This is a genomic window from Chryseobacterium salipaludis, from assembly GCF_022968825.1.
GTDB lineage: Bacteria > Bacteroidota > Bacteroidia > Flavobacteriales > Weeksellaceae > Kaistella > Kaistella salipaludis.
This window is the reverse complement of the sequence record NZ_JALHKS010000006.1, coordinates 35,194-48,962: the sequence shown is the minus strand read 5'-3', so window position 1 is coordinate 48,962 and position 13,769 is coordinate 35,194. Positions and strand designations below refer to the sequence as shown.

General features: G+C 49.1%; 11 protein-coding genes. 6 read left to right on the top strand and 5 right to left on the bottom strand.

Features of this window, described 5'->3' with window-relative positions; genetic code table 11:
- Nucleotides 1-252 precede the first annotated feature (252 nt).
- Nucleotides 253-1,356 carry a GEVED domain-containing protein gene (locus tag MVI27_RS10180; protein WP_246961507.1) on the bottom strand — a complete coding sequence of 368 codons (1,104 nt, stop codon included), beginning with the start codon at nucleotides 1,354-1,356 and terminating at the stop codon, nucleotides 253-255.
- Between the two features lie 713 nt (nucleotides 1,357-2,069).
- Here MVI27_RS10180 and MVI27_RS10175 point away from each other — a divergent pair.
- The 4 genes from MVI27_RS10175 to MVI27_RS10160 are packed head-to-tail and all read left to right on the top strand — an operon-like array spanning nucleotide 2,070 to nucleotide 3,631.
- Complete coding sequence (locus tag MVI27_RS10175) at nucleotides 2,070-2,828, top strand: hypothetical protein (RefSeq protein WP_246961505.1); 759 nt, start codon at nucleotides 2,070-2,072, stop codon at nucleotides 2,826-2,828.
- 1 nt (nucleotide 2,829) lies between these two features.
- Nucleotides 2,830-3,231: a DUF5675 family protein gene (locus tag MVI27_RS10170; protein ID WP_246961503.1), complete on the top strand. Its 402-nt coding sequence runs from the start codon at nucleotides 2,830-2,832 to the stop codon at nucleotides 3,229-3,231.
- Nucleotides 3,231-3,449, top strand: a complete 219-nt coding sequence (locus MVI27_RS10165; RefSeq protein ID WP_246961501.1) for a cation:proton antiporter family protein — start codon at nucleotides 3,231-3,233, stop codon at nucleotides 3,447-3,449. The genes MVI27_RS10170 and MVI27_RS10165 overlap by 1 nt, the downstream gene beginning before the upstream one ends.
- The gene (locus tag MVI27_RS10160; RefSeq protein WP_246961499.1) at nucleotides 3,449-3,631 is read left to right on the top strand and encodes a hypothetical protein; all 183 of its coding nucleotides are present in this window, start codon (nucleotides 3,449-3,451) and stop codon (nucleotides 3,629-3,631) included. Before MVI27_RS10165 ends, MVI27_RS10160 begins: the two co-directional genes overlap by 1 nt.
- A 1,202-nt stretch (nucleotides 3,632-4,833) precedes the next feature.
- Here the strand turns inward: MVI27_RS10160 and MVI27_RS10155 are convergent.
- From MVI27_RS10155 to MVI27_RS10140, 4 genes are all read right to left on the bottom strand, one after another.
- Nucleotides 4,834-5,682, bottom strand: coding sequence for an RteC domain-containing protein (locus MVI27_RS10155; RefSeq protein ID WP_246961497.1), 849 nt, complete (start codon nucleotides 5,680-5,682; stop codon nucleotides 4,834-4,836).
- 257 nt (nucleotides 5,683-5,939) lie between these two features.
- Nucleotides 5,940-6,845 carry an RteC domain-containing protein gene (locus tag MVI27_RS10150; RefSeq protein WP_246961495.1) on the bottom strand — a complete coding sequence of 302 codons (906 nt, stop codon included), beginning with the start codon at nucleotides 6,843-6,845 and terminating at the stop codon, nucleotides 5,940-5,942.
- Nucleotides 6,846-7,720: 875 nt separating this feature from the next.
- Complete coding sequence (locus tag MVI27_RS10145) at nucleotides 7,721-8,155, bottom strand: endonuclease domain-containing protein (RefSeq protein ID WP_246961493.1); 435 nt, start codon at nucleotides 8,153-8,155, stop codon at nucleotides 7,721-7,723.
- Between the two features lie 1,723 nt (nucleotides 8,156-9,878).
- The gene (locus MVI27_RS10140) at nucleotides 9,879-11,561 is read right to left on the bottom strand and encodes a helix-turn-helix domain-containing protein (protein ID WP_246961491.1); all 1,683 of its coding nucleotides are present in this window, start codon (nucleotides 11,559-11,561) and stop codon (nucleotides 9,879-9,881) included.
- A 268-nt stretch (nucleotides 11,562-11,829) separates the two neighbouring features.
- On the opposite strand from MVI27_RS10140, the gene MVI27_RS10135 reads away from it, so the two are divergent.
- Both MVI27_RS10135 and MVI27_RS10130 read left to right on the top strand, forming a co-directional pair.
- Entirely contained in the window at nucleotides 11,830-12,099 is a 270-nt protein-coding gene (locus MVI27_RS10135) for a hypothetical protein (protein ID WP_246961489.1), read from the top strand.
- Between the two features lie 127 nt (nucleotides 12,100-12,226).
- Complete coding sequence (locus MVI27_RS10130) at nucleotides 12,227-13,714, top strand: MauE/DoxX family redox-associated membrane protein (protein ID WP_246961487.1); 1,488 nt, start codon at nucleotides 12,227-12,229, stop codon at nucleotides 13,712-13,714.
- Nucleotides 13,715-13,769: the final 55 nt, after the last annotated feature.

Below are 13,769 nucleotides of genomic sequence, written 5' to 3'. Positions count from 1 at the left end.
TTGGCTGGCGCTTCCTCGCAATGACGGGTGAGGTTTTATATTGAAAGGGGGGCACTGCTGCGCAGGGAGGGTGCCCTTCGACTGCGCTCAGGGACTACTCCCTTGCGCTGCTCGCAATGACAGGGTTGTCGCGTCGCGATGGGCGCTCCTCGCAGTAACGAGGTTACTCCGTCGGGCTAAAGCCTTCCTTGCAAGAAAGGGAGTTAAAAACAACTGTCCGCGCGTTTGCGAGGACAGTCAGCAGGATAGGTGCTATTTTTTGATGATTTTTCGTGTTACCGTTGTTCCGTCTTTATGAGTGATCTGCAGCAAATAAATGCCAGCTGAAAGGCCTTTCAGGTCTATTCCGGAAGACCCGGCAATACTACGCAGCGTTTGCCCGGAAGTGCTGATGACGCTTATTGATGCAATTGCTTCGGAACTATTGACCGTTACGAAACCATTCGTGGGGTTCGGAGAAACGGTCAGGACAGGCTTCGTTGTTTCGGATGTTCCCAAAGCCGTACCAACGCGTAAGGTATAATCTTCCGTTTCGCCGTAGCCATCGGCCACGTTGCAGGAGTTGCCCGCAGAGGCTGCTCCCTGCCCGACTGTCGCCAAACGAACACGCATTCGGTAATCACCATCAGCAATATTTGAAGGTATTGTGATGTTTTTAGACAAGATTCCCTGATCGACCGTGCCGATGTAAACAAACTCATCTGTATCAAACAGGAAATTCTTATTATAGTCAATCCATACCGAAACTGACTGCTCGAACCACCCATATCCGATTTTCACCTCCAAACTGTAAGTGCGGCCTTTTTCGACATTTGCTATTTTCGCTGTATAATCTGAAAAGCCGTTTGTACTACAGGCCGAAACATTATTAAGATCTGCAAATTTCACCTGTTCAATGACGGCACCATCACTACAATTAAGTGTAGGTTCACAATAGGAATCGCGTTCTCCCTGCCTGCATTTGACGCGTCTGGCTGTGAATTCATAATCGTTATAGCTGCAGTTCTGCGAAAGATGGGTATAAAAGTTTACCACCATATCATCAGCAGGAGTCCAGGTTACCTTTGAGGTTCCTGACGCCAACACACTACCGTCCTGAGAAGCAATAGTTACGAAAGCCGGTGTGCCTTCAACAGAGTCAGCCATAAATTCGTATTCAATTCCTTCAGTCACCTTCACCACAGAGTATTCACCCGTAAAGGCATAGTCAACGATAAGTTCAGCATTGCCGTTACAGGAAGGTGTAAAGATACCATCGGGATATTGCCCGTTTGGCGCCGTAGTACAGCCGGTTGCCTGTGCCGTTGCCATAAAGCTTAAAGACAAGAAACCAGCACAAAGTAATAGTAATTTCATACAAAGGTTTTTATTGTATTTCAAATATACTAAATATTACTCGGCGGACTGTCAGATATTAATCGATGGTGCTGTTTATCTCATCAGGTGGCGAAGGAGTGGTGCAGTGTCCTGTAGGGAGTGATGCTGTTCGAATGGGTGCCCTTCGACTACGCTCAGGGACCTCTTTGTCGGCTGGCGCCTCCTCGCAATGACGAGGGTACGCTGGAAAGGTGAAGGATGCTGCAGGGAGGTGAACCACCCCGAGCCTTTTCTAACGAAAAGGCCCACCCCTCCGCAGGAGGGGAATGGAGGGGATCTCTATTTCAGAGAGCGATGCCGTTCAGGGGTTGCTTTGTCGCACTTGCGCCTCCTCGCAATGACGGGGGTACGCTGGAAAGGTGAAGGATGCTGCAGGGAGGTGAACCACCCCGAGCCTTTTCTGGCGAAAAGGCCCACCCCTCTGGAGGAGGGGAATGGAGGGGATCTCTATTTCAGGGAGTGCTGCTGTTCAAATGGGTGCTTTCGCTGGTGGTACGGGTGGCAGGAATGGGCGTAAACGGCGCAAAGGTGCACGTGGCGGAAAGGGGCGGAAGAAGGCGGAAATAAGGTGCCTAACCGGTGTTAGTGCTTTGATAATCAGGTTTTTGAATACATCTTTGTGCTGTGATCACAAGGTGAAAGCGGCCACCTGAAGGCTGCCAATTGTTTAATGCTATTTAAAATTTATTATCATGGCAAGACAAAACAGTATTATTAAGTTACAGGGGACCCTGGGAGACATTACCTTCTACAAAACCCGTGACGGCCATATGGCCAGAGAACGCGGCGGGGTATCTGCGGACCGTATTATGAACGACCCGGCTTTCCAGCGCACCCGGGAAAACGGAGCGGAGTTTGGCCGCGCCGGCCGGGCGGGAAAAACGCTGCGGCGCTCTATCCAGACGTTGCTGCAAAATGCGGCCGACCCGCGGATGGTCTCCAGGCTCACACGCGAAATGGTCAAAGTGCTGCAGATGGATGCAGTGAACCCCCGCGGCCTGCGCAACGTGATCGACGGTGAAGCAGAAATGCTGCAGGGATTTGAGTTCAACAGCGCAGGGAAACTGGGTACCACCCTTTTTGCGCCGTATGAAACGACGATTGACCGCGCAGCCGGAACCGCCAGCGTGGAACTGCAGCCGTTTGTACCGGCCGACAGCATCGGTGTGCCCAGCGGCTGTACGCACTTCCAGCTGGTGGCAGCTGCCATGGCGGTGGACTTTACGCAGGAGAAATCTGTGAGTGAGAAGACAGAAACGCAGGTGCTGCCGATCAGCAATGCGGCCACGAAACTTATCCGGCTGGAACATACGCTGCCGGCTGAGTCGCCACATCCGCTGTTTGTGGTCCTGGGGATTTCGTTTTTCCAGGAAGTGAACGGTTCGTTCTATGCGCTGAAGAATGGCGGATACAACGCGCTGCAAATCGTCCAGGTTTCCGCAACACCGTAAAATGGAACTGGTACTCTACCGCCGCTATGCGGCGAAAGGCACCCAGGGCCGCCTGCTGGCGAATGGCCAGGAGCTCTGCAAGACAATTGAGCTGCCCTGGCTCGGAAACGCGCCGCGCATCTCGTGTATTCCGGAAGGGCGCTACGCGCTGCGCAAACGTTTCAGCCAGCGCTACCAATGGCACCTGGAAGTGACGGGCGTCCGCGGACGAAGCCTGATCCTGTTCCACGCCGCCAATGAGGCGCTGAAGGAACTGAAAGGCTGTATTGCACCGGTTACGGTTCATACCGGTGAAGGCAAAGGCGCCGCCTCGCGGCAGGCGCTTGCACGACTGACCCGGGCGGTTTTTCCGGTTCTGGAAAGCGGCCGCCCCGTTTATCTCACTCTTTTAAAAGAAATCTAATGAAACAGATTTTCCAGCGGATGCAGGAGCCGACTCCCCGGTTCTTCCGCAAGATCCGCAATTACGGATTGCTGCTGACCGGCATCAGCGCGGTGATTACCACAGCGCCGGTAGCGCTGCCGGCAGTGCTGATCACTCTTGCAGGCTATACGGCGATTGCCGGCGGCATTGCCAGTGCGATCAGCCAGACAGCGATCCAGAATGAAGACCAGCCGTGATGCACTTCGATACCTCACAGCGCATGTGCGCCCTGTTGGGCATGACCCTGACGGTGTGGCTGCAGGTGCAGCAGGAGGAACTGGTGAAGACCATTGTGCTGGCCGGCCTGGGAGGGGCTGCCAGTTACCTGGCGACGGTTTTGATTAAGTTTTTGGTGTACTGCTACCGGAAACGGAGGTAATGTTTATTGCAGGAAGGGCCCCTTTGAAGGGGTCTTTTTTGTTTGGAGGAGGGGCTGCTAATGACTTATTGCTATGTACTATTCTTCTCCTTTTTCTTCTTCTTCTTTTGGCTTGAACCAAAAGAAGCAAAATTAACTCCCTGATTTTATTTTTCAGCGGAATCGTCGAATCTGCGATTTAGCTACGCTGCATCTACGATGTCAAGACTTGGATCTTTTGCCTCATCCTTTTACATGTTTTTAGCAGAATCGGCGAAACTCCTTCGTCGTTTTTGCTAAAAAATCAAAATTTCTTAAAGAAATTGACTCCCGTTGGTCGTCGAACCACTTCGTTAGGTTTGACTCCCGGTGGTCGTCGAACCACTTCGTTGGGTTTCGGGCGGAAATGAAGATTATTCTTCGATGTTAGATTTTAGCCGCCACTCGAACAGCGGGGATTTTTATTTTGTTTTAGGTGGAAAGCTACGATTGAAGAAACTGTGATTTTTTTTAACGCAAAAAGCTCCTAAGTCAGAATGTTTGATTAAGTTTTTGGTGTACTGCTACCGGAAACGGAGGTGATGTTTATTGCAGGAAGGGCCCCTTTGAAGGGGTCTTTTTTGTTTGGAGGAGGGCGGCTTTTTTCAAAGGAGCGATGCCGCTGAAGAAGGTTGCTTCGTCGCACTAACGTGCTCCTCGCAATGACGGGGGTGAGCTGGAAAGGTAGAGGACGCTGCAGGGAGGTAAACCACCCCGAGCCTTTTCTGATGAAAAGGCCCACCCCTCCGGAGGAGGGGAATGGAGGGGATTATAATTTGAAGGGAACGCTGCTATTCAGGGGGATGCTTCGTCGGCTGGCGCCTTCTCGCAATGAGGGGTGTACGCTTAAGAGAAGAACACGCTGCCGTTGAGAGGATTTTGAAGAGAGCGATGCCGTTCAGGGGGTTGCTTCGTCGCACTAACGTGCTCCTCGCAATGACGGGTGTGAGCTGGAAAGGTAGAGGACGCTGCAGGGAGGTAAACCACCCCGAGCCTTTTCTGATGAAAAGGCCCACCCCTCCGGAGGAGGGGAATGGAGGGGATTATAATTTGAAGGGAATGCTGCTATTCAGGGGGTGCTTCGTCGCAGTAGGGTGCTCCTCGCAATGACGGATGTACGCTTAAAAAGTAGAGCACACTGCCGTTGAGAGAGATTTTAAAGGGAGCGCTGCTGTGGAGGAAGGTTAGGCGTTGAGGTGGTCGAGGTAGGTGTGGAGGTTTTCGGTGAGGTGTTGGAGGAATTTGGTGCGGTGTGATTTGCGGAGGTTGATTTCAGACATGGTTTTGTGGTAGTTGCCGAGGCTGATGTTAAAGTGCTGTTCGAACCAGCGCACGGTTTGGCTGAGGTCGGCGGTGCCGCTGTTGAGGGCGCGGCTGTGGTGGAGGGCGAAGATGAGTTCGGTCAGGGCGGCTTTGGAAGCGGTCCAGGATAAGTGCTCTTCAGAAATGTGTTTCAACACTACCGACTCCTGCAGGCTCTGCAGCTGCTTTTTCAGGAAAAACTCGTATTCATCATTTGCGAGAATTGTCGCGACCAAATGATCATGCGAAGTCGCAAAACGTTCATCAAAACTGTAAAAGGTGTCAACTACAGCTGTCTCAATATCACAGCGATACCGGATGAAATAGCGCTCGTCCATACCTGTTGCCGAACGCCGGTAATATTGAATAAAATCTGCGTGGTTCGCAGCAAAAGTCAGATGGCTTTCAAATTCTTTCTGATAATGCCGGCGCCGGTTTTTTATTCCCGCGGCCGGTATGCTGCATAAGACCGCTATCATACGTCTGAGACACATTAACTTGCCAGCAAATTTGGGCTTTACGGATTTAAAAAAATAAATCTCTGCCACGCAGCTGTCAAAATGGTGGTTTATGACCCATTCTTTCAGGGTGCGAAAGGCAACATCTGTGGCGGCGAGCAACTGGCGGGCAGCTTCCAGTGGTGCTACGTCAGCCGCTTCGAGTTTCTCTTCTGTCTTTTGCAAATCCTGCCATAAGAGGGCAGCATTCTGCAGTAGTTGATCGGAATCCATTATGTTGTAATCAAGGGGGTTTCTCAGAATATGGACATACTTTACCATGTATCTTTCTGCCATTTACTTCTACCAATACGCAATGGCTTTTTCGCACTAAGTTCCCATCTGCTGCTTCCTACCGCGCTCAGCAGCAAAGATTTACAAAAGTTTTCAAATGAATACGGTATGTGCACGGTAATACCGTGCGATTGTGCTGCTTTTGCCGGCTGCGAGCAATTTGCCAACAATGGTAAACACTGGCTTATTCTGTGCTGCTACTGCTCCTGATTATCAAAATGTTTTTCCAGCTGTTCTGCAAGTCCCGTAAGAAACTTAGAACGCCCTGTTTTGCGGTTTTTTATTTCGTGCAGTGTTTTATAATAGTTGCCCAAGTTTATGTTCAGTGTCTTTTCAGCAAACTTTACCATTTCACTAAAGTCAGCCGTACCGTTATTAATAAAGTTCATCGCATGCAAGGCGTACAGGAGCTCCACCAACGCTGCCTTGGAGCCTGTCCAGGCGACAGGAGATTTGTCTGAAAACTTTTCAAAAAAATATCCGTCGACATTGTAAACGGCACTTAATAAAAAGCGTTCGAGCCGGTCATTTGCTATAATCCGTGCCACCAGCTGATCATGGGAGGTGCTGAAATTTTCGTCATAGCTGTATACATTAGGATCGACCGCCATTTTAAAATCGAGCTGCCGCCGGGTAAAATATTTCTCATCCAGATAGGTGGCTTTGCGCCTGTAATAGTCATAAAAACTGCTGTGCTCATCGATAAAAGACTGCAATTGGTGCAATTCAAGGTTGTAATAATCACGTAAAGCCTGCTGACCCGCATTCGGTTTAGACGCTTCAATGCTGAGCACGGCCGCATAGTAGATAAACTGGGCAATAAACAAAGGTTTCATTTCTTTGAAGAACCGAATTTCTTCAGCAGCAGAAGAAAAAGTACAGTTCGTGAGCCATGTTTTTACCTGCCGGATCGCTGTGTCTATTTCCATGAGGCAGTTTTCATACAGGGGCAGGCCTGCTGTGTTGCTGCTTTCTATCTGCTGCAGGGTATCGAGGAGGGTGCTGTATAACTGTTGGGTTTTGAGAAATAGTTGAGATGCATTCATTTTTTTGGGGATAAAATAAGGAATTTTTTGGGTGGGTTGGGTGTTAAGGATCGTCATTGGGCTGAAATTTCATCGCTATGATAGGGGCGAGGTGCGAGATGCAAGGTGCCAGAAGAAAGAGAAAAGATAGGCTTTGAGATAACAGACTTGAGAGAATAGAGACTGGATAGGATAACCACCCCGAGCCTTTTCTGGCGAAAAGTCTCGCCCCTCCGTGGGAGGGGAATGGGGTACGCCAGATTGAAGGGGGGGTGCTCATGTGGTTATAGCAGTTGGAGGGGAAACACCCCGAGCCTTTTCTAACGAAAAGTCCCAACTCTCCGAAGCAGGGGAATGGGGTACGCCAGATTGTAGGGGGTTTGCTAATGTGGTTATAGCCGTTGGAGGGTAACCACCCCGAGCCTTTTCTAACGAAAAGTCCCACCCCTCCGGAGGAGGGGATTGGGGTACGCCAGATTGAAGGGGGGTTGCTCATGTAGTTATAGCCGTTGGAGGGTAACCACCCCGAGCCTTTTCTGGCGAAAAGTCCCACCCCTCCGGAGGAGGGGAATGGTGTATGCCAGATTGTAGGGGTTTGCTCATGTGGTTATAGCAATTGGAGGGGTACTACCCCGAGCCTTTTCTGGCGAAAAGTCCCACCCCTCCGGAGGAGGGGAATGGTGTATGCCAGATTGTAGGGGGGTGCTCATGTGAAAAAAAGCGCTGCTATGAAAGAGCTGTTGATCCAGATATTGGGGATTAGTCCGCGGGTCGACACCTCTTTACGGCACAGAAAAACCTTTATTGAAAAGATTTAATCTGATATTTCTTTACTTATTGGCACAAATGCACTACAATAGCGAAGTTATTCCCCTCCTCCGGAGGGGTGTCGGTGCGCGGAGCGTACGGACGGGGTGGTAGGACTTGTCGAAAAGACCACTTGTATCTGCCTTTTATTTAAAATTTTCAATAATGAAATTTTCCAGTTCCTGATGCACCCAGTGCATATTGTACAGAACATCTTCATTGTTCACCCGAAAAATACAGACCCCCATTCTTTCAAGTTTGAGTTGTCTTATGGTATCGCTTTCTGTCTGGTATTCATGTATCCAACCGTCAATTTCAATCGCCAGGCCCAAAGGTTTGTTGTAGAAGTCAACTATATAAGATCCGATAATTTTCTGGCGCACAAAGTTGAGCCCATGAAAAGATTTATTCCGCACATGTTTCCAAAACAAAACCTCACACAGATGGCCCGCACGTCTGTTTTGTACTGCAAATTGCTTTAATCGCGAATTATATGGCAAACTCCCCAGTCGCCTTTCTTTAATTTCGATACCGTTAATGACGGTCAGGATTTTACGTTCGGGAACGGCTGAAGATGTCATTTTAGATTTTAGGAAAAGATAATAGTATTATATGATATATAAAGTATGTATTACAACATTTTGCCTTGAGCAACAGGTAGATACAGAGTGATGCTGAACCACCCCGAGCCTTTTCTGGCGAAAAGTCTCGCCCCTCCGGAGGAGGGGAATGGAGTACGCCAGATTGTAGGGGGTTTGCTCATGTAGTTATAGCCGTTGGAGGGTAACCACCCCGGGCCTTTTCTGACGAAAAGTCCCACCCCTCCGTGGGAGGGGAATGGGGTACGCCAGATTGAAGGGGTTTGCTCATGTGGTTATAGCAGTTGGAGGGGAACCACCCCGAGCCTTTTCTAACAAAAAGTCCCATCCCCCCCCAAGGGAATGCAAGGATTGATTTTGAAGGGAGCATTCCGTTGAGAGGGCTGCCACCTCGCCGTGCTTATTGCAATGGGGAGAAAAGGTTGCAGGTGATTTTTAAATTACGTCCTTTTGCTTCATCTTTTTATTTTTTTTTTAAAGGAATCAGCGAACCCGCTAAGGCGGGTTTGCCTTGATGCAAACGGACCAAAAGATCAAGGACTGGAAACTCGGCTGAAATCGAAAATTATTTTCTAAAATTTACCAAAACTCGGGCGGAAATAAAAGTTTTTCTTCGATGATACGTTTTGGCCGCCACTCGGACAGGTAAATTTTTTAACGAAAATAATTTCCAATTTTTAATCGCCTCCGTTTCCTGTGTCCGAGCTCTTTGTTAACATGATTCTATATTGATCGTTTGTTTTCGGGCGTGCTTATTACCGAAAAAATGTTCTGTAATAGGTAGAAAGATAAAAGACAATAGAGTTTAAGAATATAGAAGTCAGAGGTAACCACCCCGAGCCTTTTCTAACGAAAAGGCCCACCCCTCCGGAGGAGGGGAATGGGGTACGCCAGATTGAAAGGGGTTTGCTCATGTGGTTATAGCCGTTGGAGGGGAACCACCCCGAGCCTTTTCTGACGAAAAGTCCCACCCCTCCGAAGGAGGGGAATGGAGTACGCCAGATTGAAGGGGTTTGCTCATGTGAAAAAGCGCTGCTGTGAAGGCGCTGTTAATCCAGGCTTTGGGGATTAGTCCGCGGGTCGACACCTCTTTACGGCACAGAAAAACCTTTATTGAAAAGATTTAATCTGATATTTCTTTACTTATTGGCAGAAATGCACTACAATAGCGAAGTTATTCCCCTCCTTCGGAGGGGTGTCGGTGCGCGGAGCGCACGGACGGGGTGGTTTGAATAAGACTCAATAGAGGGAGAATTTAGGTGCAGTTACCTTTCTTAATCTTTGTCCTTTTGCCTTGATGCAAACGGACCAAAAGATCAAGGACTGGAAACTCGGCTGAAATCGAAAATTATTTTCTAAAATTTACCAAACTCGGGCGGAAATAAAAGTTTTTCTTCGATGATACGTTTTGGCCGCCACTCGGACAGGTAAATTTTTTAACCAAAATAATTTCCAATTTTTAATCGCCTCCGTTTCCTGTGTCCAAGCTTATTGTTAACATGATTCTATATTGATCGTTTGTTTTCGGGCGTGCTTATTACCATAAAAATGTTCTGTAATAGGTGGAAAGATAAAAGACAATAGACTTTAAGAATATAGAGGTCAGAGGGAACCACCCCGAGTCTTTTCCGGTGAAAAGGCTCACCTGTCCGGAGGAGGGGAATAGGTGGCAATAATTTAAAATGAGCGCTGGCCGCAGGGAGGGTTACTTTTCTGTGGCGGCGGGTTTGTCCGGATCGAGTTGCGTGATATAGTCGAGGGGTTTGACGCCGTGGACTGCCTGGAAGGCAGCTGAAAAGGTTTTGTGCTCGAGAAAGCCACATTCAGCGGCAAGATGTTCCAGTGAATAATTGCGCCATTGCCGGTTTTCGTGCAGCATTTGGGTGAGGTAGGCAATACGCTTGTTGCGCAAATATTCTGTAAAGCTGCAATTGTAATGGTCCCGAATAATGCGGCTCAGATAAGAGGTATTGGTTTTGACGAGTGGTGCGAGTTTATTCAGGGTCATGCGCGGCTGAAGATAGAAATGCTTCTGCTCCAACTTCTGCAGGCGGTGCAGCACGGAAGCGACCACGGCATCGGGTACCGCTCTGAGCGCGGAGGGAGTGGCTATCGGTTCTTCCTCACTGCCCGCCGCCAGCGGAAGAGAGGGTTCACCGGTTACGGGTTCCGAAGCTCGCCGGCGGTACCAGAGCCACCCAAACAAGCCGAGCACCATCATCGCAGAAACAGTTGTCAGGACGCGGCTGCGGTAGAGGGCGCTTTCCAGCTCCTGCCGTGCCAGCTGGAGGTCTGCCTTGTCGTACTGCTGACGGATGCCACGCGGCAGTCGGCGGTAATCTTCCAGAATGAGCCGGTCTGCCCTGAGAAGCTGGGTGGTGAAATACAGTTCGCGGGCAGGGTTGCCTGCCTGACGGTGAAAGGTGATCAGATACTCCAGAGCCGGCCGGGTCTCAGGCAGCAGAAAGTCAGCATGGCGGAAAAGAGAATCTACAGCGGTGAAGTAATGAACGGCCTGCTGAGGCTGAGCGAGCTGCTGCTGACCATTCCCGAGATAATAATATACCAAGGCTATATTGGCGGCGTCCTGCTTTTTCTCCAGACCCGGTAAAGCGGTATGCAAGGCGACACCGGATGCATGATACTGTTGTTTTTTGTAAAAGTAGATGCCCTGCAGTTTAAAGAAATAGCTCCGTTCCAAAAAGAAGTCGGAGGTGCCGGCGGTTTTCTGCAGTCCTTCCAGGATGAGGGCGCGGGCTTCTTCATCACGATCCAGATGCAGCAGACAACCCGACAGCTGATGCAGGGTATTGAGGTACCCTTTCATTCTGTTAAACCGCTTGTTAGGCAGTTCGGGGACCTCCAGCGGTTTGTTAAAAAAGCGGTGGCACTGCTGAAATATGTCCAGCGCTTCGGCATGGTAGCCCAGATATGCTTTGACGACCCCGATATGATACAGGTTTTTGTAGCGCAGATACGGATCGCTTCCGGTGGAGGTTATTTTCCACGCTTTCAAATATTCATCCAAGGCAGGCTGAAACTTGTGGTAATTAAAATAATATACAGTACCCTTCGTAAGGTGGGCCTGCGCGAGCAGGTCTTTGCGCCCCGATTGCGAGGCAGCCCACAACATGCTGTCCGCATAGGACAGTTTGCGCGTGGTACTGAAGCTGACGGCGTCTTTGTAGGCCTGCACCAACTCTACTTTGTTTTTCTCTGCCTTTGCCTGTCGGATATACGGAGTGAGGTGCAAAAAGGCAGTTGAATCATTTTCAGCGAAATGTTCGTACCGCTCCCTGTATTTATTGAAATCCTGAGCGGACATGGAGTTTGACGTGGTCAGCAGGAACAGGATTATTGGGATGAAATGTAAATAATGGGTCCTCATATACATCTGATTTTACTAAAATAACCAAAAACTGAAGGATGCAACACAGAAATTGTTAAATATAGGCACCCTGGTCATGGCGGATATGTAAATATATGATAACCAAAATAATAGAAGCAAGATGATGTATGGTGTTTTTAAGAAAAACACACCGGATTTTCAGGAATTACCCTTGCAAGTGTTTTGAAGGCGTTACGCTGGCAGCTACCTTCGTTCTCAGAATTCTATGATACCCGCGGGGATTTTTTACTAATCAAAATCCTAACACATGAGAAAAGTATTATTAGCTGCCCTCGCTTTACTGGCGGTTACGTCCTGCCGGGAACTCGGTGCGGCGGAAGAATTTTCGCAGGAGTTTTCTGCCACCAACACACAAAGAATCGTAACTGACAGTACTGCAGCAGAAAGCGAAACAAAAGACCCGCCGAAGGATGTCCCCAGAGACCGTGATAACTGGAGAACGGACAGTTTACAACTTAAAAAAGAAGCATGCGAGCCACGCCTGTTTTTGCACGAACTTCCGCGAAATGCCCTGTAAGCGGCATCTGGAAAGTAGATGGAGCGGTCAGTACGACCCAGCCCGTCATCAAAGGGAAGCCGATGCCTGATTATTGCGGCAAAGCGGTACGCTGGCAGCTTTTATATGCCTGTTAAAACTTTATACCATGAAAAAAGCAACTCAATATCTGCCTTATGCAGCCGCCTGTTTCTTCATTCTCTTATTCTGTTATACTGCTGTGAGTAAAATAAAAGGTTTCGAGGATTTCCAACAACAGCTGGCCGTGTCGCCACTGGTCAGTCCGTACACCGGATTCATTTCTTATGGCGTCATTTTCATTGAGCTGGCCGTTTCGGCATTACTTATTTTTCCGATGATGCGGAAGATTGGTTTGCTGATGTCTTTTGTGTTGATGACAGCCTTTACAGGTTATGTCTGGCTGATCCTGAATTACAGTTATTTTATTCCCTGCTCCTGCGGTGGTATTCTCGAAAAAATGGGCTGGACTGAACACCTTATTTTTAACAGTGCAGCCACCCTATTTGCCGGAGCAGGTTTTTACCTGATGAGTCCCGAAAAACAATCCAAGCCGTCTTCTTTTTACTTTCAGCTTGGACTTACGGGGCTGGCCACCCTTGCAGGAGTGTTTCTGCTTGCAAGAACATCTGAACATATGACTAGAAATGAAAACAATTTCATACGTATTTTTCCACCACATCCCATCACGGAAGAGAAAACACTGGACCTCGGTTTCGATTCTTATTACTTTGCGGGCCACGACGGGAGCAAACTTTATTTAGGGAATCCCAGCACCCCTTTCCGGCTGCTGTCCATCGACTTTGGGTTAGGTGGTATTGACACGCTGGAGGTGAGGCCGGAAACCTATCATATCTTTCGCAATCTGCAATATCGGGTTGAGCATGGGGAGCTATATGGGTTTGATGGCACCGTACCCGTTATTTACAAAGCGAATAACCTTCCACGAGACTTGTTGTTGCGAGAAATCAGCCATCAAGAGGTGTATTTTGATCAACTGACCCATCTGCCGGGCGACCAATTCATGTTGAGGGTAGAAGACAAGGCCAGCGGAAAAACAGCGCTGGCAGTACTGAACCCCGGCATGCGTCAGCCGGTGGTCATCAATGACGATCTTCTTACGAAGAAAAGAGACGGTGGCTTTGACGCAGACGGACAGCTGGTGTATGACGACAGGCAAAATAGGGTTTATTACTTTTTCTATTATAAGAATCCGATTCTGCAGGTGAATACAGAGTTGGAAAATCAACTACAGCTCAAAACGATTGACACGATGTCGCAGGCAAAACTGGAGGTGACCACGCTGGCGGGCGGCAGGCGAAAGCTGGCTGCGCCGCCGATGGTGTCCAACCGTACGATGGAAGCGTCCGGAGGCTTACTGTTCGTAGAATCGGGCCTGCGCGGTCGCTATGAAACTTCGGAGATGTGGCGAAAAAATGCAGTGGTGGACCTCTATTCCACCGCGCCGGCGGGGTATGCCGGCAGTATGTATGTGCAACACCGCGGAAAGAGCCAAATGCGCCAGATGTTGGTGACGGGCAGTCACTTTTTTATCCTGTCGGGCGATGAGCTGGTACGGTACCGGCTGGAGCGAATTATCACGGATAAAATACGATAAAGGGGAGAGCCGAAAACCCTGACCAGAGTAGGCATTTACCAATTTAACATTTTTA